Consider the following 24,756-nt stretch of genomic DNA (forward strand, 5'->3'; position numbering starts at 1 on the left):
TCTCCGGTTATTTTTGGTTGGTTAATTGTTGTCGGTTTATTTTCCCTGCCTCGTTTTTTGGGAGAGCCTGGAGGAATTCAATGTGTTTAGGAATTTTATATTTTGCAAGTCCCTCTTTGCAAAAGTGGATTATCTCTTCGGAATTTAAATTATGATCCTGATTTAGCACGATGAAGGCTTTCCCTGTTTCACCCCATTTTTCATCCGGCACTCCGATAACGGCACATTCTTTTATTGCAGGATTCTGATAAAGATATTTTTCAACTTCTGATGGATATACATTCTCACCACCACTTATATACATGTTTTTCTTCCGGTCAACCACGAAAAAGAATCCGTCGGAGTCTTTTAACAGAATATCACCTGTATGAAACCATCCATCAGTGATTGCCTCGGCGGTTTGCTTCGGTTTCCGCCAGTAGCCTTGTGTAACAACGGGTGATTTCAACCACAACTCGCCGGGAGTATCAACAGGGAGTTCATTTCCATTTTCATCAACTATTTTTGCCTGAATGTATGTATTTGGAAATCCTATTGAACCTTTTTTACTTATCGCATGATCGTGATGTAGTGAAAAACAATTTGGACCTACTTCAGTTAGTCCGAAACCCTGTCTGATCGGAATCCCTTTTTTGTGCCAAAGATTTATGAGAGGAATCGGCATCGGCGCACCGCCAACAATGGCAAATCTCACTGAACTCAGGTCAGTTTCCTCGAAGCGTGGAGAATCAGATAACATCTGAAGCATTGTCGGAACACCAAAAAGAAGAGTTGTCTTTTCCTTCTCCATCAGATCGAGAATAGTATCAGGTTCGAAAGAATTTAATAATGTATGTGATCCACCGACAAAAAGGAACGGAGTTAGGAGAACATTCCACCCGCCGGTATGGAAAAACGGAGCGTAGCTTTGTGTATGATCCGTATGCGTCAGATTTAACCGCAGGACAGTATTAACCGCATTCCAGAAAAGTTGTTTATTTGTGATTATGACTCCTTTTGAAAGGCCGGTTGTACCGGCTGTATAAAGGATCATTACCGGGTCTTCAAAGTCAGCAACATTTTTGAACTGCAATTTTGTATCTGAAAATTCAGCCGTCAAAAATGTGTTTATGCTTTCCATTTCAATTTTATGTGGAATCGGTTCGAGAGTCGTAAGTGCTTTTACTTCACCGGAAAAAACCGACTCATGGATAAAAACCGATGGTTCCGCATCGTAAATAAGAGTATCAAGCTCTCTCGGAGTAAGTCTGAAATTTAACGGAACGAGTATCATTCCGGCTTTTACACAGGCAACAAAAAGCAGTATAAATTCTGCTCTGTTTTTCGAGTAAACAGCGATCCTGTCTCCTTTTTCGAGTTTGAGATCATAAATGAACCAGTTGGCAAGTGCGTTTGCACGACAGTTGAAATCGTAGTAGTTCCATTCCTTCCCTGTCGAATGCTCCCTAAGGAAAAATTTATCGGGCGAATATGTTGCCCATTTACCGCACCAGTCGGTTTCCAAAAACTCTTTCATTTCTTTCCTCCCGGCAATTTTTGAAACAAAAGTGCTAGCAAACATGAAATAATAATCGCTACAGCAGCAGCCACTCCCGGATTCTCTCCTGTGGCAACAGTGAATGGAACAGCAATCTTGCCATAATACATTGTAAAATGAACTGCGACTGCTGCCACAGATGCAACCATCACACCGGTTCTGTTAACACTTTTGACAAACATACCGAAAATAATTGGCACGAATGCCGCTGAAAAATAAGCATAGACGCCATTTTGTGCAAAAATGGCAACACTCAATTTCGGGTTGACAAGCTGATCATAGGTCAGTAATATTGATACTACTGCAAGTATTGCTATTACTCCCCTGTTTATGAGAATCATCTTTCTTTGGTCAGGCTCCGACTTAAAGTATTTGTCGATCACAAAAGGTTTCAGAATATCCTGTGTTATAGTGCTTGAGAGTGATTGAATAAGACCCTCAAGTGTGGAAATTCCCGCAGAAATCAATCCCAAAACCACAAAGAGGGAGACAAAAACAGGGAAAACCGTTACCACATATGCAGGAATTATGCCGTCGGTCTTAAGGGCGATCTCTCCTGCTTTCAGATCCGGGAACTGTAACCGGGCGTAAAGTCCGACAAATACAACGAGGAAAAATATCCCCTGGGCAATTGCACCACTTATAAGATAAGATTTCACGCCCTTAGGATCTTTTATCAAGAGCGATTTTGTGATTATATGGGGTTGGCACACTATAGCTGCCCCGATCACAATCTGTGCGATAAATATCTCGAAGAAATCCCTGAAAAGAAAGCTTGACTCGTTATAAACCTGAACCAGTCTTCCGTCAATACTTCCTAGTTTATCTATGAAACCGCTTATTCCATCATTGAAATAGTGATACCCTGATCCAAGCATGATAAATGCCACAAAGAGCATTATTATTGCCTGAACTGTGTTGGTATAGACCATTGAATTGGCGCCACCAAACATCATATAACCAAACACAAATATTACTGTTCCAATGAGAACATATATTTCGGGTACATCAAGTGTTTTCGCAATCACTTTTGTGAGTCCGACTGCTATCAGCACAATAAAAGTCAGGAGCAGAAGTGATAAAACTGCAAAATAGAGTCCGAATCCCTTGCTTTCATACTTCTTACCCATCCACTGTGCGAGTGTGCCCGCCTTAACTGAGGAGCCGAATTTTCTAAATCCAATCGTCAGGACAATCAGCGAAATTATAGCAGCCGCCGGATAAACCAGTCCGTAAGAAATAAATCCGCTGATTCCGTATGTAGCCACAAGACCGGGATTAATAACGAAAGTAGCAGCGCTTGTCATCGAGGCAGCAAGTGCAAATCCGACAGTCCATGGAGGGAAATTTACACTTCCAACTGCATAGTCATCCATCGATTTGACTTTGAGCGCACCTCTGATTACAAAGAAAAGAGTCACAGCGATATAAGCCGATATTAAAACCCAACCCGCAGTTACAAGTTCACTTGAGGCAAGTCCCATTTCGTTTCTCCTTTAGAATTTTACCAAAGCTGACGCAAATGCAAGACCGCCACCTGAGCCAACGAACATCAGATAGTCGCCCCTTTTAATTCTGCCCGACTTGTACGCTTCATTTAAAGCCATCGGAATACATGCAGAACCGGTATAGCCGTAGGTTGACATTATAACTTCACCTTTGTCCCGCGGTACTCCAAGATTGTCGAGTGTCTGCCAGATTGAATTGATATTGATCTGAGTAAAGAAATATCTGTCAACTTTATCCGCAGAAATTCCTTCCTTTTGACACGCTTTTAAAACCATCTTTGTCCAGATTTCAGGATTCAGCTCTTTTGGGAATTTTTTCACAAATTTAAGCAGGTGATCCTTTTTTTCCAGTACTTCAGCAGTTAAGGGATATTTAGTTCCACCGGCATAAATTCCCATCCACTCGTTGTATTGCCCGTCAGAGAAAAGTTCTCCGTTAAGGAAACCTTCACCATCGTTTGAAGATGTCAGGACAACCGCTCCGGCACCATCGGCAAAAAGGGTTACAGTTTTTTTATCATGTAAATCAAGGAATTTACTCATTGCATACCCGCCAATCACAAGAACGGTATTGCAATCCGGGTCCCCGGCAACAAATTTTGCTGCAGTATTTAAAGCTGTAACAAAACCCGCACAAGCGGTATTAATGTCAAATGTTCCGGCATTGACGGCACCAATTCTGTGTTGAATGATTGATGCTGTGGACGGTGACACGAATTCGGGAGTGTCTGTCGCAATTATTATCAGATTAATATCAGCCGGTGAAATCCCGGCATCCTTGATAGCTTCCACAGCCGCTTTTTCGCAAAGATCGGCTGTGGATTCATTCTCCGAACACCATCTGCGTTCTCTGATCGTAAGGTTTTCTCTCAACCAGGTGTCGACATCTTCTCCGAGAATATCGTTGAAAAATTGATTCGTCACCACTTTTTCCGGTGCAAAGGCACCAATACCTGCAATTCTGGCTTTTCTGATCATCTTCTTACATCACCAGTCCACCGTCGACACTAAGGACGGTTCCATTTACATAATTGGATTCATTAGAAGCGAGGAAAAGATATGCGTTTGCAATATCTTCAGGGGCACCAAGCCTTCCGAGTGGAGTTTTTTCAACAAGCATGTTAATTACTTTTTCAGGAATTGTACCTACCATTTCGGTGGCGATGAATCCGGGAGCTACAGCATTAACACATATTCCTTTTCTGCCAAGCTCTCTTGCCCAGACTTTTGTCATCCCGATAACACCCGATTTTGTAGCTACATAGTTTGTCTGACCAAAATTTCCGTACAGACCGACAACAGACGAAGTGTTGATGATTTTGCCGGATCCTTTTTCAATCATTACATTCATTACTGACTTTGTACAGTTGAAAACACCGGTCAAATTTACATCAATTACCATTTTCCACTGTTCTGGGGTCATTTTGGCGAGACTCGCATCACGGGTGATTCCGGCATTGTTCACAAGGATGTCAATGGTCCCGAGAGTCTCAACTGTTTTTGCAGCAGCTTCGGTTGTTGACTTGAAGTCTGTCACATCCACCTTTACAAACAGAGCCTTTTTACCCTCATTCGTAAGGGAAGACACAAGTTCATTTCCAAGTTCTTCATTTACATCCCAGATTGCAACGGCTGCGCCTTCTTCAGCAAATCTCAGAACTGCTGCTTTCCCGATGCCTCTTGCACCACCGGTGACGATTGCAACTTTGTTTTCAAGTCTTTTCATATTTTTTAATCTCCATTTTTATCGTTTGAAAAATTTAAAACGAAAAGAGCGCAACCTTCCCTGAATATTTTTCATTTAATATTCAGAGTAAAGTCTTTTTCTCTCCTCTTCCCACTCGGTTTGAAAATTCAAATAATGAATTTCCATTAATTTGTAGAATCTCTCCATCTCTTCAAGCCGTCTAGCGGTAACACTGTTTTTCTCGAGATCGGCATCCTTTGCCATTTCTCTCAATATGCCGGCAATTCTTGTATTATTCCGGATGAGATCAAAATTATTAAGAAACGCATTCTCGAAAATTTCGGGCTCTATCTCGTAATAATCTTTCCTGTTGTTCTCAGCTACCCATGCTTTTCTAATCAGCTTTTTGTCACGGAGTCTTCTGAGAATCTGGCTGACGGGACCCTTGCTCCTCCCAAGTTGCTCGCAAATATCGTCGAGAGAAACAGGTTGCGGACTGAATATCAACAACGCCACTATATGACCCATCAGCTTGTTCAAGCCGAAAGCCTTGTAGGCATCGCCGAAGCGACGAATCATATCATTTTTTATCTGTTCGTTTTCTATCATTGGGTTTTTAACATTTCAAAAATTTGAAACGATTAAAATTAAGCAAAAGATAATTCATGTGCAAGAAAAAAATCAGACGATGTACTTTTTTATCGTATGGATGAGACTGTCACGCTTAAACGGCTTGGCAATATAGTCGGTGCACCCCTCACTCAGGAAAATTTCCCTGTCACCCGGCATCGCAAATGCTGTTATTGCAACGATTGGCAAAAGAGCAAACCGGGGCATTTTACGAATAAGTCTTGTAAGTTCCACGCCATCCAGACCTTCCCTGAGGTTTATATCCATGAGGATGGCAGCAAATTTTTCATCCCCTTCCAAAAGTTTTAATGCCTCTTCTCCATTTCTGGCATGCTGTACTTTACAAATTTTTGCAAGATGCATCGACACTATTTCAAAAGGTGTATCTTCATCATCAACATACAGAAGTGTAGCCAACTTGTCGGAAGAAACCGTTAATTCCTCAACTGAAGTGCGGGTTACTGTTTTTCTTTTTTTGGTCGAGGTTGACTTCGGTAATTTCAACAGAAATGTCGTCCCAATATTTTCTTTGCTTTCAACTCGAATTTTCACTCCGAGGAGATCACAAAGTTTCTTTGTTATGGTCAAGCCGAGGCCTGTTCCTTCAAAATTACGCCCCATCCCCTCACTAACCTGTCTGAATTCCTGCCAGATCAGATTCAGATTTTCCGGTTTTATCCCGATTCCGGTGTCTGCTATTGCAATCTCCACAAATTCTGTTTCATCCTCCTCCAAAACAGAAATTGAAATGGTCACACTTCCATTCAGTGTATATTTAAGAGCATTGCTGATTATATTGTTAAATATTTGAAAGAATGCTCTCTCATCCGAGTAGACTGTTACCTGTTTGTGATCAGATTTTAACTCTACTGACAGGTTCTTTTTCTTTGCAGTTTTATCGTTCAGTCTGATTACCTCTTGTGCAAGGGTCAACAGATCAAAATCGAACAAATCGAAAGATTGCTTTTCCGCTTCAAGTCTTGAATAATCAAGAATCAAATTCAGAGTCTCGATTAATCTTTGAGCTCCCGAATTTATGATTTTTGCCATCTCGAGAATTTCAGAGTCCGTGGCAACTTCTTCCAGAATCTCAGCATATCCAAGTATACCTATCATTGGAGTCCTGAGCTCGTGGCTCATGTTAGCCATCAAATTGGCTTTGATTCTGCTCAGCTCCTCTCCTTTTATTTGTGCATACTTTATTGTCGACTCGATCAGTTTTTTGTCGGTAAGATCGATTCCAATTCCGATCAGGAGACCGCTCGACACCCGGATGTTTGACCAGATTGAATCAAGATATCCACCGTCATGTTTTCTCACACGGAATTCTTCCCATGCGATTTCTGCCCGAAGCATATAATCAGCAGCCCGTTGTCTTTCTCCTTCGTCGGGATATGCCTCCTCCATCAGATTAATCCTGTTGATCAGATCGTTCGAATAACCCGTCTTCTTTTCGAACTCGGCATTGACCATTGTTACATTAGTTTTCGGGTCAAACCGGGTAATCATAACTGGAATAGTGTTGATTATCCTCTCAAACAGCTCCTTCTGTGCTGCGAGTTGCTGCTCGTCTTCTTTTCGGATTCTCTCGCTCTCTACATGTTTGAGCACAAAGGAAATATCACCCGATATCTCATTTATCAGGTCTATCTCACTTTTATCAAAAAATCCGGGCTCTTTCGAGAAGAGTTGAAGAATAAATCTTACTTCTTCATTAACTACCACCGGGAAAATACCAAGGGAACGGAGTTCATACTGATTGATGACAGAATTTTTGATCGAATTAAAAATCAATTGCTTCTTGTGAGTAAGAATATTCTCTCTCACCATGGGTTCATCAAGGTAAAGAAACAGATCGGATTCAGGGATCCTTTTTTGATCATTACCAAAAACAAATTTTTCCGGTTCTGCTGTCTTGAAATGACAGGGACACAGGAGAAGGGTTACAAGATCAAATTCGGCAGTTTCAAGGAAAATGGAACCAATCGTTTGTATCAGAACCGTTTCCTCTTCGATAGTCATCAGGCTTCTGTTTACCATGCTCAGAACTCTGTATAACCTGTTAAGCTTCTCAAGCTCATTTTCGTATCGAATCAGATGAGAAACATCTCTAATCGAGCAAAGGTATGACTGTCTTTGATCAAATTCGATCGGAGTGACCCTTAATTCACAGGTTTTAATTTCATTGGTACCGGTCAATATATTGATTATTGATTTGGTGCCTGCTACCGCCGGGAATCCGAATTCTTTTCCAAGCAGTGAGGTTTTCAACCTGAACATCTCCTCAGCAGCCGGATTTGAAAAGATGATAATCCCCTCCTGATTGACCACAAGCATCGGATCAGGATTTTGCTGAATTACCTTGTTTAGTTTTGCTTCCGACTTTTTGACCAGATTCAGAGCCATCACATGATCGGCGTAAACCTGGAATTGTGCGAGAAAAAGTTTGGAGGGGAGCGGACGCGTTAGATACGCATCGGCGCCCGATTCAAGTCCTTTGACCTGATGGTCACTTTCTTTAAGGTATGCGGTTATCAGTATTACAAATATATTACTGGTAAGGGTATCCGCTTTGAGGATTTTGAGGAGTTCTATGCCGGAGAGATCAGGCATTTCGATGTCAAGCAATATGATATCAGGAAAGATGCTCTGAGCCATCCTCAGACCATCTTTTCCCCCAACCGCAGTGAATGTTCTAAATCCGGCCTTCTTGAGAATATATTCCTGACTCTGAATTAAATCGGGATTATCGTCAACAATAAGTACTGAGATAGTTTCGTTCTTCATTTTCTCTTTTAATTTCAATTTACACTTTTATTTCAAGTCCAAGCAATACTCTTTGAGTATCAGTGAGATCACCAACAATTCTTCTTACCGGAAGAGGAAGAATTTTTATCAATGTCGTGGTTGCGAGCACCTGATCCTGCACGGCAAGTTCAGGACTGTCCAGAACATCTATAATAAGAAGTTCATAGTCATCATTTAAATTTGATTTACAAAGGCTTTTCAGATTTGACACCGCCTGTTCCGAGCGGGCAGTTTTACCTGTTATATAGAGTTTTAGTTGATATTTCCTCATTTATTCCTCCGCCAGGGGTAATTCCACGGTAAAAGTTGTCCCCGCTCCCACTTCACTTTCCACCGTAATTGTCCCGCCGTGACCGTCAACGATTTTCTTAACGATCATCAAACCCAGTCCGGTACTTTTTTCACCACCTGTACTTTTTACACTCGTCTTGGCAAATGGTTTGAAAAGTTTTATAATTTCATTCGAGGGAATCCCCTGCCCCTGATCTTTTACCACCAGCCTCGCCTTTTTCAGGTCTTTCATGATGGCAACAACTGTGGTGGTGTTTTGGTATGAGTATTTTACAGCGTTTGTTAAAAGGTTGGTGATGACCTGATCTATCTTGTTCAGATCGGCGTATAGTGGAAGTGATTCCTCCGAAGAGACAAAATTTATGAAGATATTCTTCTTTTCTGCAAGCGATTTATTAAGGGTAACTGCATCCCTCACGAGTTGTACAAGATCAAACCGTGTCTTGTTCAGATTCATTTGTCCGGACTCTATGCTGGAGATATCCAGCAACTCAGTCACCATGTTTAGCATGAACTTTGACAAAGAATCAATTTTTTCCAAAAAACTGACTGCCTCTTCCGAAAGTTTTTCCTTCTCCTCCAGTATAAACTCTGAAAGATTCATTATAACCCCGAGCGGATTTCGTAAATCGTGAGCCGCCATCCCCAAAAACTGATTTTTTAGTTTGTTCAGAGCCTCAAGTTCATGATTTTTTTTAGCCAGTTCTCTTTGAATATTAACCAGATCGTTATTCACCCGGCTTAGTTCTTCATAAAGGACTGTCTCGATTACCCGTTCTTTTTTATCCTCAGGGGCCATCTGTGCTTTAAACAACTGACGGAGCATATTGGTCTGGTCATTATTTATCGACATCATCTGAGACATCATGTCATCAAAGTTTGCCCTGTGATTTGTTCCCAGAATTATGATTTTGTTGTCGATCTTGACCGAATTGAAAAAGAACTTTGCTGTTTTTTCACCACTGATAATGGAGAGTTGTTTACTGAAGGATGCACCAACGGATTTGGTTTCAACGAAGAACTCCAGGACTTTCGCGATATCTTCGTTTGAAAATATTTCGATTAAAAGCCGGTCAATAAAACGGTTGTTTTCAAGTCCGGTATTGTTTATCTCTACCGATAAAACCCGTCCGGAAATATCACAAGTGAGTACAAGTCCGGTATTTTCCATAATGTCTGTTTCTATTAGTTCAGAATAAAGCCGTTAGCTAATTCGATGGCACCTTTTGCATCTTCTGCGAAACCGTCGGCACCTATTTCTTTCCAAAGGTTTTTTGCGATCTTAAACGGATACCCACCGACAAGTACCTTGATATTCTCAAAACCGGGGGTGTTTTTTACTTTGGAAATAAAACTTTCAACATCTTTAATATGATAGGTCATGGTGGCAGAAATTGCCAGCACTTTGGCATTGTGGTTCTCGAGAGCTCTGAGAATACTGTCAACCGGGGTATTCGCTCCGAAATAGTAACTGCTCCACCCCTCCATTTCAAAAAAATCGGCTACCATCCTCGCACCTATCTCGTGCAATTCATTCGCGACACAACTGACAACGATATTTCTGTTTACCGAGTTGTCATAGTTGAAAAGAAAAGGGTAAAGCTGTGACATTATAAGTTGGGTCGCTGCTGTAACAAAATGCTCATGGGCAACGGTAATTTTGCCCCTCTGCCAAAGCAGTCCTGTCTCCAGCATCGCCGGTTGAAAAACATTAAGATAAATATCCTTGATCGGTGTGCCCGAATGATACATGTTCATAACAATGTTCATCGCCGATCTTCTGTCCCCTTTTAAGAGATAGTCGAGATATTCAGCAGCATTTTCCCTAAGAGGATTTTCCTCATCAAAATAGCTGTAATCAGCGGGCGAATTCTCTCTAAATGCAGCAACACCCTGGTCGAAAACTGTCGCTGTCACAAGAAATTCCTCCTCTGAAAGAAATTTCCTCAAATTATCCCGCACCAGGTCGAAGAACCGATAAAACTCGTCGTTTACAATATTTAGAGAGGAAAAAAAGATTTTTGCCCATCTCATGTATTCGATAAACAATTCGGGCTGCGAAAGTCTGACAGCTTCTGCAAGATAGCTGAGCTTGTATTCGCAATCCTGCAGATAGAGATCGATGTGTCTCTGAGTGTAGCTTTTCTTGAACGATGGGGAGACTTCAAAATGGTTGTCCAATACCATCCGGGAAATCATTTTTTTGTTTCCCTCAAGCTTCCTGCCGATTAAATTCGATTTTTCCTTCATAACGGGTTACTCATTCTGATTAATTGATACAGGATACTCGGCATAAAAAGTTGTGCCCTTTTCATTGGAAGATTCAAAATAGACTTTTCCCTGCAAATACTTTTCAGAGAGAAGTTTCATGCTGTAAGTCCCAAGTCCTCTTCCTTTTCCCTTGCTCGAAAAAGAACGGTTAAAAATTTGAAGTTGAACGATACTCGGCATAAAGGAATGATTATTCACAGAGAAAATAATTTTGCCCTCTTTTTCCACACACGACACCGTTATTACAGAACCGACGGGATCTGCTTCAAGGGCATTCTTTACCATGTTTCCAAGAACTCTCCCAAGCAGGCTTCGGTCGTTTACTATTTCAATATCTGTCACTTCTCCCGGAACGAGTGATTTCCCTTCTGCGACAACATGATTTTTGTAAAGCTCGATTGTCTCGTGAACCATCCTGGCACTGCTGAATGTTGCGGGACGGATATCGAGTTGCCCACCTTCAGCAGCTATAAGCTGTTTTTGAGCCTGTATTTCTTCGATAAGACGATTGGATAATTCTTCGATGCTTTCACTGAAGATTTCGAGTTCATCAGGTTCCGCTTCCCGGAGAATCTGGGTGTAACCTAAAATACCACCTGCAGTGTTGAGAATGTCGTGGAAGAAAATTCTTTCGAGAGCCTGACGCCTCTTTTCGTTGGAAATGTCGGCAACGGTAAATACTGTGAAATCCTCTCCTTCAAGTGAGAGTCGAGTCGATTTCACACGCAAGTCAAGCGCGGTACACCCGTCACCTTGAATGATCCTGCATTCCTGAACATCTTCATACTGCCCGCTTTGTGAATTGAGAATGGATATCACCGCTCCGCAGGTTTTACAAAATTCTGATGTTCCACATCCGGCTTCATTCTCGAAGGCATGCTGGCAGTTTATAGCCTCACCGGGTCTGAATCCCCGTTTTAGAAAATCGTCTTCAGCGGCAAGATAATTCAGCAGGCTCTTGTTGGCAAAAACTATCTCCCGTTCTTTGTTTAATATCATGACAAATTCAGGAATTGCGTGTAAGACGGAAGTTATGTCTGAATGAGACTCAATTTTATTAATTTGAGCCAGAAGAATATGTTCAGGGGTCCGTTCGGGAGGTGCGAACGATGTTTTGAGTGCGGTACTCATAGTTGTCTCGTTATTTAAATTATCTCTACTTCAAGTTAAAATAATTTTAACTAATATTCAAGAAAATTCAGAGACTACAAGTATTTTTTTACCTTTTCCGCCGCCGGTTTTGAGTTTTTAAAGCAATCACCTATCGAAATGCCTTCCCTGAAATTTCCGGAGAATAAGAGCCCTGGATTTTCTGCTTCAATTTTGTTGAAATAAATATCGTGCAGGTAATAACCAAGGTTATACTGCGGTATCGCCCTGTCCCACATCCTTGATTTGGAAAAAACAGGTTCACCTGAAATTTTCATGATGTGGCGCAATTCCTCAATCACTTTCGATTCGATTTCGTTGCCAAAACGACGGAACACATCGAAGTTCTTGGCACCACCGATAAAAACAGTGAAGGCGGCAAGATTCGAGTTACACCTGTTTTCAAAAATTACGGAACTCCAGATCGCACCGAGGAAAATTTTCTTTTCCTTGCTTGGAATCAAAAAACCAAACCCGTCAAGAGGTGTTCTGATTTCGCTCTTTTTGAAGGCGACGAAGAGTACTTTTACAGGAGGATGGTAGATTTCTTTGAAATGTGATGAAAGTTCCCGGTCAAAATCTGCAAACACATCTGCCGAGACATGTGCAGGAAGTGTCGAGAGAAGTATGTCGCACTTGATCGTGTGAGGAGTACCGTTCTTCTCATATGTAACGGAATATCCATCCCCCTCCCTGGTCACCTTGGAAACTTTACAATTGTAGTGAATTCTGTCAGGAAATTGTGCAGCTATTGTGTCAGGAAGAATCCCCATCCCCGACCGGAACGAAAACATTTTCGCACTCTGTTTCGACTCCTCATTGCGGGCTTTTGCCTGTTTACGCTCTTTTGCGCCTTTTATCACGCCCTTTATCAGTCCGCCGTATAACTCCTCTAAACGGTAGAGTTTTGGAAAGGCTGATTTCACACTCAGTTTCTCGGCGTCTCCTGCAAAAACACCAGAAACGAAGGGATCGATCGCATAATCAAGAAATTCCCTTCCGAGTCTTCTCGTTACAAATTCGGCGAGACTCTGATTGTATCCATCCTTCGATTTTCCAACAAACGGTTCTTTCATCACTCTGATTTTTGCCATTGGTGAGAAGAGCCTCGTTTTAAGGAAAGCACCCGGACTTGTTGGCAACGACATCAGTTCATCATTTTTAAGGATGTACCTTTTGTTCGAAGTCTCACTTGCGTAAATCATCTCATCATCGAGCCCAAGCTGGCTGACCATTTCACGAATGTAGGGGGAAGTTTCGAGTCCGCTGTTGGGACCAAAATCCATCAGGAAGCCATTTTCCTTTTCAGTCCTTATACTTCCGCCCGGTTTATCACCCGCTTCGAGTATCGTGAAATCCACTCTATCACGAAACAACCAGTGAGCTGCTGTAAGCCCAGAAATTCCTGCGCCAAGTATTACAATATTTTTCATATCAGGGGTTCAATATTTCTTTTTTTCCGGTAAGTTCAGATGAAACAAGCTCAGCAAGACCTTCCACGAAAGTTTTTGAGTCGTTCAATCCTGTCATTACTATGTAATTTTCAATTTTAGCCTCTTCAGCATTATGCCGGTACTCGATGTCCAGTTCGAATGATGTCTCAACATGATCGGAGACAAAACTTATCGGGACAACAAGCACATCCTTCACTCCCTTGCTTCCAAGTTCCATTAGTTTGTCGTCAGTCGCCGGTTCCAGCCATTTTACGGGACCTACCTTACTCTGAAACGAAAGATGATACATGTGGGAATAACTGCGCAGTTTCATCACCGTCTCCATGGTGTTTCGAATTTCACCGCTGTACGGGTCACCTTTTTTTACGAGACTGACGGGGGTGCCGTGTGCACTGAAAAGAATATTCACCATATTCCTTCGTTCTTCTGGAAATTTGAGAAGACACTCATCGATTCGCTCATTAATGGCTTTCACATAAAGAGGCTGGTTGTAGTAGTTTCTGATATAAGCAACCCGGGACATGTCGCCCTTGTACACCCGTTTCCACTCATTGAATGATGAACCGGTTGTCGTGATGGAGTAATGCGGGTAGAGGGGAAGCAGTATAACCTTGTCATAGTTTCCTGCAGCAACTTTTTGTGCTGTCTCTGCCGTCAGTGGATTCCAGTAACGCATTGCAGTGAACACATCTATCGAAAAAGATAATTCTCCTTCTTTAGTAGAATGAAGTTCCCTCAGCCTCGCTTCGAGCATCGATCTTTGAAGTTCTGTCCACTCGTTTATAGGTGACTTTCCACCGATCAAATGGTACTCTTCCGCAACCTTTGGGGCTCTCCTCTTCGAAATAATCTTTGCGAAAAGCTTCTGCCCAAAAGGAAGATTGAATATATCGGGATCGCTAAACAGATTGCGAAGAAACGGTTCTATCGCATCCATGGAGTCGGGACCACCCAGATTCATTATTACAACAGCTATCTTGTTCATATTTTTCAGTTCCTGATCACTTTCATCAATGTATTTGCTTATACCGTCCTTGAATATCTTCCCTGGTCTTCTTTTCGTTCGATGAAACCGTCAAATTTCATGGCAATGTTTCTAATAAGGAGTCTGCCTTTGTTCGAAACCTGAAGTCCGTCATCATTAATTGTGAGGAGACCATCCTCTTCCATCCCTTTCAGGTTTTGAAGTGAGGAGGCAAAATACTCTTTGAAATTTATTTTGAATTCCTTTTCAAAGTTTGAAAACTGCAGTTCAAAGTCACACATCACTTTTGTAATGACTTCCCTTCTCAGGAGGTCGTCGTCTGTCAGATAGATGCCTTTGTGAACAGGCAGTTTTTCATCATTCAAAGCATCAAAATATTCTTTTTCCTTCTTGAGGTTCTGGGCATACACCCTTCCGATCTGACTGATGCTTGTAATTCCAAATGCATAAAGATCGGCACCGGCATTGGTACTGTATCCCTGGAAATTTCTGTGAAGCTTTTTGTCTCTCAGTGCAACTACCATCTCGTCTGTTGGCTTGGCAAAGTGATCCATTCCAATAAACACATAACCGGCTTTCACAAGTTCTTCAATGGTCTGTTGTAGTATCTCAAGTTTTACTTCCGGTTTCGGGAGATCTTCCTGCTTTATGAGACCCATGTGTTTTTTCATCCAGGGGACATGTGCATAGTTGAAAACGGCGATTCTGTCGGGAGAAATGTCTATGACCGCCCTGACAGTCTTGAGAAAATCTTCTTTGGTCTGAAACGGGAGACCGTAAATCAGATCAAGGTTGATGCTTGAAAATCCAAGCTCTCTCACCCAGTCAACTACCTGCCGCGTCATGCTTTCAGGTTGAATCCTGTTAACGGCTTTCTGTACTTCGGGAGTGAAATCCTGTACCCCCATTGAAATCCTGTTGAAACCACCGCTTCTTAACGCCTCGAGGTGGGCTCTCTCAAGTCCTCTCGGGTCAATCTCACATCCGGCTTCGATTGAAGGATCAATCTTGAAAGAAGTATTAATGTAGGAAACGAGGTCAAATATTTCATCGGGATCCAGATGTGTTGGTGTCCCACCGCCCCAGTGCAACTGGGTCACAGGTCTGTCCACATCGAGATAAGTTCTCAGGAGGTCGATCTCGTTCTTGACATATTTTATGTACTCTTTTATCCTGTCTCTGTTCCGTGTGATAATCATGTTACAACCGCAGAAATAGCAGAGAGTATCGCAGAACGGGAGGTGATAGTAGAGAGAAAGTGGTGGCTTTACCGCCGCAGTATTTGTCTTTACTATCTCATCGAGGTAATTGTCTGCAGTGAATCCCTCATGAAAGTGAGGAGCAGTCGGGTAGCTGGTATAGCGTGGTCCCGGCTGGTCATATTTTTTTATAAGGTCTATGTCAAAATCGAGTTCAAACATTGTAAGTCCAATCAGTTATGATATTTATGGCTGTCGCTCTTAATAAAATCAACAAGAGTCTTAAGATTTTCAGGTTTTACATCCGGAAGAATTCCATGCCCCAGATTGAAGATGTGACGGTGACCTGAATCAAGGGATGCCAGAATTTTATCAGCTTCATCCCTGATGGTTTGTTTGGGTGCGTAAAGAATTGTCGGGTCCATGTTTCCCTGAACAACTGCACGGTCACCGATTTCTCTTTTTACTGCTGCGAGATCAACCGTCCAGTCGAAACTGTAACCATCAGCACCGAGTTCTGCCAGTTTTGAAAAATTATAATTCACTCCCTTGGCAAATACAATTACGGGAGCATGAGGTTTCAACTCATCGACAATTCTTTTGATGTATGGCTTCGAGAATTCTTCAAACTGCGATGGTGAGAGAATGCTTCCCCAGGTGTCAAAAACCTGGACAGCATCGGCTCCCGCGGCAACTTTTGCTTTAAGATATCCAATGATTACATTTGTCAGCATGTCGAGTATCTTGTGGGCTGATTTTCTCTCATTGTAAACAAATTCTTTGATTTTACTGAAGTTCTTGGATCCTTTCCCTTCAACCATGTATGTAAGGAGTGTCCAGGGTGCGCCGGAAAATCCGATAAGGGGTACTCTGCCGTCAAGTTCTTTTACTGTGAGGGAAACAGCATCCATAACATATTTCAGTTTGTCGATCGGGTCGAATTCAGAAATGCGTGCAAGGTCGGCAGAATTTCTTATCGGGCTCGGAAAAACGGGTCCCGTCCCTTCATTCATAATAAATTCAAGCCCCATCGCTTCAGGAATTACAAGAATGTCTGAAAAAATAATTGCAACATCAACCCCGATTATGTCAACAGGCTGAATCGTCACTTCTGCAGCAAGTTCAGGAGTTTTACACATGGTTATGAAATCGGCTTTTTCACGAACAGCGCGATACTCGGGAAGGTATCTTCCTGCCTGCCTCATAACCCATATGGGAGTTCTTTCGGTTTTTTCACCTTTAAGGGTGCGAAGAAAGAGATCATTCTTAAATATTTTCAAATTTATTCTCCAAAATTTTATTTTTCAATTCTATCAGTAAAGTTTCCATGGTATAGACGGAGGGAACAAGAAAAACCGTATATCCGCTCTTTTCTATTACTTCGGCAGTCACATCCCCTATTGCACAGGCAGGGTACAGTTTCAGTGCCTGATCGGCGAATACACCTAACACCTTCACAAAATTCTTAAAGGTTGAAGGGCTGGTAAAGATCAGGTAGTCGGGCGCAAAATGTGTCAAATATTCCCTGATTGACTGATATTCGTGTTGAAACGGGGGATCGTTTTTATAAACAATCACTCTTTCCACTTCCGCTCCCATCTCTTCCAGATTGTCTGCAAGTGATTCCTTCGAAAGATTACCGACGGGCAAAAGGATCTTTTTATTCCCGATGCTCGCCTTGCCAAAAAATTCCACCAGTCCGTCCGCCGTGAATGTTGCTGGGATTATCACTTCATTTTCGGGAAAATATTCCAAGACCTTTTTTGCAGTTTTTTCTCCAACACAAGCGATGGAAAGAGACTTAAAATCTGACAGGCTTATTCCAAGTTTATCCATTATCTGAATTGTGGAATAAAGTGCATGCACCGAAGTGAAGATTATTATCTCAAACTCCCCCGTTCGGGAAATAGCGTCGAGAGATGTTTCATTGATCACGGGAGTCATTCTAATCAACGGGATGTTTCTTCCATCAAACCCGTGCTTTAGAAAAAGCTCGAGTGTTTCATCAGACTCTGATTCAGCCCTGAAGGAAATAACGAATGGTTTTCTCTCACCCATATTGAAAGCCAATTTCAGGAGATCCTGTCGATTGTGGCAATTATTTCTTTTCCACCATCATCAAACATGTCTTTGGCAAGTCCGATACCGAGTTCCTCAGCTTCATATTTGCTGCCTCTTACATATCCTCTCATCGCCTGAGTACCATCAATCGTTCCGATATACGCCTTAAGGAAAAGTCCGTTAGGTTTTGTGATGGCATGGGCAGCGATCGGCACCTGACATCCTCCTTCAAGCTGACGGAGGAACGCTCTTTCGGCAGAAACCGCGGCAAAGATATTATTATCGTGCAGGCAATCGACTATTTTCATCGATTCTACATCATCTTCACGGGTCTGAAGCCCGAGTGCACCCTGACCGACTGCGGGTAGCATCAAATCAATCGGAATGATCGATGAGATATGTTCTTCAAGTCCGAGTCTCTCAACTCCTGCTCTTGCAAGAATAATTGCATCCCAGTCACTGTCCAGAAACTTTTGAATTCTGGTTGGTACATTCCCTCTTAGCTCGGCAACTTTAAGATCGGGTCTTAAATTAAGAAGCTGACTCCTTCTTCTAAGTGATCCTGTAGCTACAGTTCCGTTTTCAGGAAGTGAATCTATTGTCGTCCCTTTTTTCCGGGCAATCAACACATCGTTTACATCATGTCTTTTTGAAACAGCAGCGAGGGCGAGTCCCTTCGGCATGTTTGTTTCCAGATCCTTCAGAGAGTGTACGGCGAGGTCGACCTGTCCTTCGAGAAGAGCTGTTTCAAGTTCCTTCGTAAAAAGTCCCTTGTCACCAATTTTTGAGAGGGCAACATCGAGAATTTTGTCTCCCTTGGTGTTTATGTGGATAACCTCCACTTCAATACCCGGGTGATGTCTCATCAACTCTGATTTTACATGTTCAGTCTGCCATAAGGCAAGCTTGCTTTGTCTTGTTCCAATTCTAATTTTCATAAAAAAACAGTATCTCTATTTATTAATCTTTTTTGATTTCTTCGTTAATGCCCTGCGGTTCAAACAGACTTGAGATAACCGAAGTGTAGTTCGCCACTTCCTGATAGTTCAGACCGCTTTCCGCCACCTGTCTCAGCCTGATTGTCGGATTATGAAGCAGTCGCCCGACGAGTCTCTTTGTCATGTCATCAAGTTTCTTGAGGTCATCTTCATGAATTTTGTGCCGTATTTTTTCAATCTCTTCCTGTCTGATATCCTCGAAGAAGTCACGGATTTTTTTGATTGTCGGTATTACTTCAAGGGTGTTGTACCAGCTAAAAAGATTCTGCATCTCTTCAATTATAATATTCTCGACGGCAGGAATCTCTTTTTCCCGCCTCTTGATGTTCTGGTCGATTATCTTCCCAAGGGAATCGATATCATTATAAAACACACCGTCAAGTTTTGCAACTGAAGGGTCAATGTCTCTCGGCAGTGCCAGGTCCATCAGACAGACGGGAGTTCCCCTTCTTTTCTTGACAATCGCTTTAACCTCGTCAAGATTTATTATTATTCCGGGAGCGGAGGTAGCAGAAACAATTATATCGAAATTGTGAAGATTCTCCTTGAGGTTTTCGAACGGAACTATTTCACCATAGACTTTTCTTGCGAGTTCCTCGGCACGGGAAAGGGTTCTGTTGGCAATTGCTATTTTCCCAATCCCTTTGTCTTTCAAGTGAACTGCAGCCAGCTCCCCGGTTTCGCCTGCACCTATTACAATGGCTGATTTGTTTTCGAACGAGGAAAAAATCTTTTCGACAACCTGAATCGCTGCATAACTCACTGATACCGCACCTTCACCAATTGCGGTTTCGGATATGCTTCTCTTCCCTACTTTAACAGCGGTATCAAAAATTCTCCGCATTACCGTTCCCGCAAAATTCATGTCAATTGCGAGTTGGAAAGCCTCTTTCATCTGGCCGTGTATCTGACTGTCACCAAGGATCAAAGAATCGATACCCGATGTGACACTAAACAGATGTTTGACTGCGCCGCATGAGAAAAAATTGAGGAAATTCTTGTTCGAGAGCCCGTCCACTTTTTTGAAGTCAAGAAGAGCATCCTGAATTTTTGCTATATTCAGGTCGTTCTCGACGGGTAAACCGAATATCTCAGTACGGTTACAGGTGGATATTACAAATCCGTCAGTAAGATATTCTCTTCTGAGGACATCCATGAACTCGGTTATCTCGTTCTTCGAAAGGTGTAGTGCCTCTCTCTGTTCGATGGATGCTGTATGATGATTTATTGAAGTACCAATCAGGTTCATATTGAATCTCCGGTCAAACCGGGAATAAAATTTTTATTTGTTAAATTGATGGAAACTTGAACCCAGAATACCGGTGATCCCAAGTGCTATGATTGCCGCTACAAAACCGGTGATCGAGTAGATCATGAATTTTTTACCATAAAGTCCGGTCGTAAAACGGGTTACAATTCCGATGCCATAGATGAGCCAAACTGCTCCCGTAGAGAGGAGTTTTGGATCCAGCAGGCTAAAATTCGGGAACGCCACAGGTAACCAGATTGTTCCAATCAGTATGGCGATGGTAAGCAGGGCAAATCCGACAAAAACTGAATTTACCGCAAGTTTTTCGAGCATTTCAAGACTCGGGAGACGGTTGAATATCAACCCGAACTGATTTAACTTGATCTTTTTGTACTGCACCGTAAATAAAATTGCATACACAGCCGAAATGGTTATGGCTGCATATCCAAAAAGTGCCGATATCACATGAAGCCCAAGCAGTCTGTTCTTCAAAACCGCCGGAACATCAATCAGATCCTGTATGAACAGTGACGATATGGTTTGAAAAACGAGCGAAAACAGTATAATAAAAGAACCTGTCGCTCTGATATCTGAGGAAAGTTCTATCAAAAAATAGGAAAAGGCGACCGAACAGGCCAGAACCGTGAATATTTCAAACTTTGTTGTTATCGGCGGATGGTCAAAATGAATGGTCCATAAAAGAAGATATACAGTGTGAATGATCAGAGTTACGAATAAAAATATCCTCTTCACATTGTGCAATACGGGTTTATCTTTGAAAAAATCGACAAGATAAACAAAAAATATCACAGCATATAGGAGCGGAAGAGAATAATTTAGCAGGTGAATGGTCTCAAGCATTGTATGTTTGCCGGGCTTAAAAAATATTTATTTGTACTGACAAATATACGAAAAAAACCTTTTATTTGGGTTTGTTCTTATACTGTCATTTATTAAATTTGTGGACATTTTCTTAAATTATTTTTTTAATTTAGCATCTAAAATAACTTATAATTTTTTAAATATCATAACCAAAAAGAGAACCGGAAGTACAATGAAAAAAACAATCCTGGCATTAGTTACCATAGCCTTCATTTTCGCTGGCTGTGGCGGCAAAGAAACACCAAAAACCCCTGCTAACAGCAAAGAAGCTGTGCCTGTTGCAGTTAGAGGCGGAGAAATCCTCGAAATCATCCAGACCTCAGCCTACACTTATATGAGAGTAAAAGAGGAATCAGGCGAAATTTGGATCGCTGTCCAGAAAGTGGACGCAAAAGTCGGCGAAAACCTTTATTTTACACAGTCAATGGAAATGAAAAATTTCGAAGGCAAGGAAGCCGGAAAAACTTTTGAAAGCATCCTTTTCGTAAATGATCCTGCCAAAGACAAAGCATCCTTCGGCGGTCAAGTCGGAAATGCAACTGAACTGCCGGCTGACTTCAAACACCCTGAAAAAGAAACCGCTCCACAGGAAGCTGTAAAAGTTGAAAAAGCTCCCGGTGGCGTTACCGTTGCCGAAGTCTTTTCCAAAAAGAATGAACTGAAAAATAAATCAGTCAAGTTGAGAGGAAAAGTAATGAAAGTAAACGCCGGAATTATGAACACCAACTGGATTCATATTCAGGATGGAACCGCCGCCGGAAAAGAATACGATCTTACCATCACCTCCGGTGAAGTTCCTGAAGTTGGACAAACTGTCCTTATCGAAGGAAAGGTTTCTGTAGATAAGGATTTTGGCGCCGGCTACAAATATGATGTGATTATCGAAGAAGCAAAAATTCTCGAGAAAAAATAGTCAGGTCTCAAAGCTTTAGCAGCATCTTAATCTGAATTTTGTGAGGCTGTTTCGATAGCAATATCAAGCAGCCTCTTTTTGTTTTAAATGCCGGTAATTATTCCATCCCGAGTTCCTGTTTGATTCTGGCTATCTCCTCTTTGAGTGTCTCCACTTCCAGCCTTAACAATCTCACCTCATCTTCGATCAGGGGTCTGAACCCGATGCCCATCGAATCTTCATTTTTCTGAATTTCAGGCTGCCCGTAGAAAAGATGCAGGTATTTCAATCCTCTTCCCCGCGTTCCGGGGACCACAGAGCAAAGAGGATCCTCCCTCGAAGATAGTTTTGCCACTGTCTCTTCCACTGCCGTCAGATCAATGAAGTCATATATTCTTTCGCATCTGTTTTTTATCTCTCCGGAGGTTTGTGCCCCCCGCAACATCAGGATACAAAGGACAGCTTCTTCGGGAAGCGACACTGAAAGTTGCTCTGTCAGCAGTTCCCTGTACTTGGGCACTTTGATCCCTGCTCCTGTAACCCGAATTACAAGTCTTTTTTCTCGAAGCTGCTCGATACATTTTTCGATTTGATCCTCCGAATACTCAGTTACGGGATCCCGGTTGCTTTTCTGATTACATGCATTGGATATTGCGTTCAAACTCATCGGATAATATTCCGGAGTTGTATGCTTTTTCTCGATAAGTGCACCAAGAATTCTGACTTCGATTGCTGAAAGTAACATTCTCTTTTTTCTTTTTGTTTGACTTTTAAAGTTAAGGAGTTTTCGTAAATTACGGATTGATTTTTTCTGATTAATCCTTTTTTAAAACTTATTCGACTAATAGAGAAAAGAGACTTCTGCATGACGAGTGTAAAGATGTTTTTACTGTTGGCTCTTATGATGAGCCAGGCAGCCCTTCCACAATTAAACAATTTCCTTGTAAAAACCTCCGATGGAGAACTTCAATTCCTTGTTTACGGTGAAACGGTCAATCCTTTTGCCCCGTTCGACAGTCCCGGATCCATTCAAAAAGTAAAAAAAATTTCCAAACCTGTGGTTAACGACAAGGTTTTGAGCCTCGACACTTCTAAAATGGACTTCAAAATCTTCGAGACTTCGGTTCAAGGGGTTGCTGGTCTGAAATTTTATTATTTCGATAAACAGGAGATTTATCTAATTAAACTGAATTTTGTGAATGACAAATCGTTTCAAAATTTGCAGCAGTTTCTGGGAACCCTCTTTCAGGAATTAAAGATTGTGAACGCTGAACCGGGATTAAGCTTCAGAAAGGCACAATACAAGGCTGATGTAACAGGGACTGGAGCAAAAACCCCGCTTACAGTCACAGCCCTCTTGGATACCAGAGGCGGAAAAAAGGAAGTAATTTTTGGATTTACAGACCAACCCGAGGTTTACTCGAAAGTGGCTGAATTTGGTTATCCCCGCATCGAGGTCGATCTCAATGCCCTTTCTGAACAAAAACTTTTCGAATACTATAATATCATGGCGTCCGAACTTTACGAAGTGGTGACGGATGCTCAGGCATTTTATAAAAAAGATAAGGCAAACGGTGGCGGTGGCAACTCTTTTGTTGGTTACCAGATCCCCGCTCAAATGAAGGAGACACAGAATTGTATTTTCAGCATAGAATCGGTTACTCCGGGTGAAATAAAACTGATTGCCACATCGAAGCTAAAAGTGATGGGGCAGGATGGACAGAACCCGCTGAAGGTAAGATTTACCACCAGACCCGATGATATGCAGCCTGAAGTGGCGAACTGATTCCCTTTTCCTTGTTGCAATTTCCGGAATTTTGAGGTTGTCTCCGTGACAGCCTCTTTTTATTTTAAATGAATTTGAAAAATTACATCTCTCCACCCCAATGTTTGAATCCTTTTCCATACTTAATGCATCGGATTAATACTGAAAGGAAATAATTATTAATGGAAATTATCACCCTCCTGATTGCGTTCATCGTTGGAGTCGTTATGGGTTTGACCGGTGCCGGAGGTTCGATCCTCACTGTTCCTGTCTTTGCATACCTGCTCAAACTTGATGTCTTGACAGCAACGACATATTCCCTCTTTGTTGTAGGGACTACTTCTCTCGTTGGCGCGACGAAGAACATGGTATCAAGGAACATCGACATTAAACCGGCGCTCTATTTTGCAGTGCCTTCACTCATAATGGTGGTCGTAACCCGAGCAATAATTGTTCCTCTCATTCCTGATCTGTTGCTTTCTGACTCCGGTTTTCAGGTAACCAGGCAGAATTTTCTTTTGGGGCTTTTTGCCGTCATGATTGTTTATGCAGGAATCTCCATGCTAAGAAAAAGAGATTCTGAGATGGTGGTTGAGCAAAACAACAAGCGTCTTTTCACTCAGGGTGCAATTCTTGGGGTGGTTATGGGACTTCTTGGTGCCGGAGGCGGATTCATGATCGTGCCGGTGCTTGTTCTTTTTGCAGGCATGGAAATGAAAAAGGCAATCGGCACTTCCCTGCTTATAATTTCGATAAATGCATTGAGCGGTTTCTTTGCCGGATTTTTAACGATACAACATATCGACTGGGTACTGCTGATCAAATTTTCACTTCTGATGATTGCAGGTATACTGACTGGCGGATATTTTACACCAAAAATTGATACGGTTACATTAAAAAAGGGGTTCGGCTACTTTATCCTGCTCGTAGCCCTCTACATGATTTTGAAGGAGTTTATCCTCTAATTAACCCGGCAGAATAACTCATGCATCTCACCGGGTATCTGAATGGATTTTATTAAAAACTAAAGGAAACGAAATGTTAAGAAATCTTTTTTTTGGAAACAGCAAGGTTAAAAACCTTTCTGCGAAGGAATTTCATGACGGGTTCAAGAGTGATCCCGATGCTGTTGTCATCGATGTGAGAACTTCAGGTGAAGTGGCTTCCGGATACATACCGGGTGCAAAACACATCGATTTGATGTCTGCAGGATTTGCAGGTCAGGTCGAAAAACTGGATAAAAACAAAAGTTACTACATCTATTGCAGAAGCGGAAACAGAAGTTACCAGGCAGGCTTAATGATGTCAAAAGCCGGATTCGAAAAGGTGTTCAACCTCTCGGGCGGCATCATGAGCTGGAAATTCGAAACTAAAAGATAAGGAGATGAAA

The 24,756-nt window shown here is 42.0% G+C and carries 23 protein-coding genes; 4 read left to right on the forward strand and 19 right to left on the reverse strand.

Translation table 11 applies throughout. The features are described from left to right. Positions 1-7: 7 nt before the first annotated feature. From LCH52_06260 to LCH52_06345, 18 genes are all read right to left on the reverse strand, one after another. Positions 8-1,516: a long-chain fatty acid--CoA ligase gene (locus LCH52_06260; protein MCA0388083.1), complete on the reverse strand. Its 1,509-nt coding sequence runs from the start codon at positions 1,514-1,516 to the stop codon at positions 8-10. Continuing rightward, positions 1,513-3,021, reverse strand: coding sequence for a sodium:solute symporter (locus tag LCH52_06265; protein MCA0388084.1), 1,509 nt, complete (start codon positions 3,019-3,021; stop codon positions 1,513-1,515). Before LCH52_06265 ends, LCH52_06260 begins: the two co-directional genes overlap by 4 nt. A gap of 12 nt (positions 3,022-3,033) precedes the next feature. Continuing rightward, the gene (locus LCH52_06270) at positions 3,034-4,023 is read right to left on the reverse strand and encodes a ketoacyl-ACP synthase III (protein MCA0388085.1); all 990 of its coding nucleotides are present in this window, start codon (positions 4,021-4,023) and stop codon (positions 3,034-3,036) included. 4 nt (positions 4,024-4,027) lie between these two features. Then, positions 4,028-4,771 (reverse strand): 3-oxoacyl-ACP reductase FabG, encoded by a 744-nt coding sequence (gene fabG, locus LCH52_06275; GenBank protein MCA0388086.1) that lies wholly within the window; start codon positions 4,769-4,771, stop codon positions 4,028-4,030. 75 nt (positions 4,772-4,846) lie between these two features. Beyond that, positions 4,847-5,341, reverse strand: a complete 495-nt coding sequence (locus tag LCH52_06280; protein MCA0388087.1) for a MarR family transcriptional regulator — start codon at positions 5,339-5,341, stop codon at positions 4,847-4,849. Positions 5,342-5,413: 72 nt separating this feature from the next. Beyond that, positions 5,414-8,149, reverse strand: a complete 2,736-nt coding sequence (locus tag LCH52_06285) for a response regulator (protein ID MCA0388088.1) — start codon at positions 8,147-8,149, stop codon at positions 5,414-5,416. Between the two features lie 19 nt (positions 8,150-8,168). Further along, positions 8,169-8,441, reverse strand: coding sequence for a circadian clock KaiB family protein (locus LCH52_06290; GenBank protein MCA0388089.1), 273 nt, complete (start codon positions 8,439-8,441; stop codon positions 8,169-8,171). Continuing rightward, complete coding sequence (locus LCH52_06295) at positions 8,442-9,632, reverse strand: HAMP domain-containing histidine kinase (protein ID MCA0388090.1); 1,191 nt, start codon at positions 9,630-9,632, stop codon at positions 8,442-8,444. Between the two features lie 14 nt (positions 9,633-9,646). Beyond that, on the reverse strand, positions 9,647-10,711 hold the full coding sequence (locus LCH52_06300) for a cobalamin-dependent protein (protein ID MCA0388091.1): 1,065 nt from the start codon (positions 10,709-10,711) through the stop codon (positions 9,647-9,649). 6 nt (positions 10,712-10,717) lie between these two features. Continuing rightward, entirely contained in the window at positions 10,718-11,863 is a 1,146-nt protein-coding gene (locus LCH52_06305; GenBank protein MCA0388092.1) for a HAMP domain-containing histidine kinase, read from the reverse strand. A 74-nt stretch (positions 11,864-11,937) separates the two neighbouring features. Then, entirely contained in the window at positions 11,938-13,314 is a 1,377-nt protein-coding gene (hemG, locus tag LCH52_06310) for a protoporphyrinogen oxidase (protein ID MCA0388093.1), read from the reverse strand. Between the two features lies 1 nt (position 13,315). Further along, positions 13,316-14,320 carry a ferrochelatase gene (gene hemH / locus LCH52_06315; protein MCA0388094.1) on the reverse strand — a complete coding sequence of 335 codons (1,005 nt, stop codon included), beginning with the start codon at positions 14,318-14,320 and terminating at the stop codon, positions 13,316-13,318. Between the two features lie 38 nt (positions 14,321-14,358). Then, complete coding sequence (gene hemN / locus LCH52_06320; protein ID MCA0388095.1) at positions 14,359-15,741, reverse strand: oxygen-independent coproporphyrinogen III oxidase; 1,383 nt, start codon at positions 15,739-15,741, stop codon at positions 14,359-14,361. Positions 15,742-15,752: 11 nt separating this feature from the next. After that, on the reverse strand, positions 15,753-16,793 hold the full coding sequence (gene hemE / locus LCH52_06325) for a uroporphyrinogen decarboxylase (protein ID MCA0388096.1): 1,041 nt from the start codon (positions 16,791-16,793) through the stop codon (positions 15,753-15,755). Continuing rightward, positions 16,786-17,589 carry a uroporphyrinogen-III synthase gene (locus LCH52_06330; GenBank protein ID MCA0388097.1) on the reverse strand — a complete coding sequence of 268 codons (804 nt, stop codon included), beginning with the start codon at positions 17,587-17,589 and terminating at the stop codon, positions 16,786-16,788. Before LCH52_06330 ends, hemE begins: the two co-directional genes overlap by 8 nt. A gap of 2 nt (positions 17,590-17,591) precedes the next feature. Then, entirely contained in the window at positions 17,592-18,518 is a 927-nt protein-coding gene (gene hemC / locus LCH52_06335) for a hydroxymethylbilane synthase (protein MCA0388098.1), read from the reverse strand. 22 nt (positions 18,519-18,540) lie between these two features. Further along, positions 18,541-19,827 (reverse strand): glutamyl-tRNA reductase, encoded by a 1,287-nt coding sequence (gene hemA, locus LCH52_06340; GenBank protein MCA0388099.1) that lies wholly within the window; start codon positions 19,825-19,827, stop codon positions 18,541-18,543. 33 nt (positions 19,828-19,860) lie between these two features. Continuing rightward, positions 19,861-20,688, reverse strand: coding sequence for a cytochrome c biogenesis protein (locus LCH52_06345; GenBank protein MCA0388100.1), 828 nt, complete (start codon positions 20,686-20,688; stop codon positions 19,861-19,863). Positions 20,689-20,881: 193 nt separating this feature from the next. Between LCH52_06345 and LCH52_06350 the strand changes: the two genes are divergently transcribed. After that, a complete protein-coding gene (locus LCH52_06350; GenBank protein ID MCA0388101.1) occupies positions 20,882-21,622 on the forward strand; it encodes a DNA-binding protein in 741 nt (246 codons plus the stop codon). 97 nt (positions 21,623-21,719) lie between these two features. On the opposite strand, the gene LCH52_06355 is transcribed toward LCH52_06350, so the two are convergent. Continuing rightward, a complete protein-coding gene (locus LCH52_06355; protein MCA0388102.1) occupies positions 21,720-22,346 on the reverse strand; it encodes a YceH family protein in 627 nt (208 codons plus the stop codon). A 120-nt stretch (positions 22,347-22,466) separates the two neighbouring features. Between LCH52_06355 and LCH52_06360 the strand changes: the two genes are divergently transcribed. From LCH52_06360 to LCH52_06370, 3 genes are all read left to right on the forward strand, one after another. Beyond that, complete coding sequence (locus LCH52_06360; GenBank protein MCA0388103.1) at positions 22,467-23,387, forward strand: hypothetical protein; 921 nt, start codon at positions 22,467-22,469, stop codon at positions 23,385-23,387. Positions 23,388-23,548: 161 nt separating this feature from the next. Further along, positions 23,549-24,331: a sulfite exporter TauE/SafE family protein gene (locus LCH52_06365; GenBank protein MCA0388104.1), complete on the forward strand. Its 783-nt coding sequence runs from the start codon at positions 23,549-23,551 to the stop codon at positions 24,329-24,331. A 73-nt stretch (positions 24,332-24,404) separates the two neighbouring features. Continuing rightward, on the forward strand, positions 24,405-24,746 hold the full coding sequence (locus LCH52_06370) for a rhodanese-like domain-containing protein (protein MCA0388105.1): 342 nt from the start codon (positions 24,405-24,407) through the stop codon (positions 24,744-24,746). Positions 24,747-24,756 lie beyond the last annotated feature (10 nt).

It is taken from the genome of Bacteroidota bacterium (assembly GCA_020161395.1).
Classification (GTDB): Bacteria; Bacteroidota; Ignavibacteria; order Ignavibacteriales; family Ignavibacteriaceae; genus UTCHB3.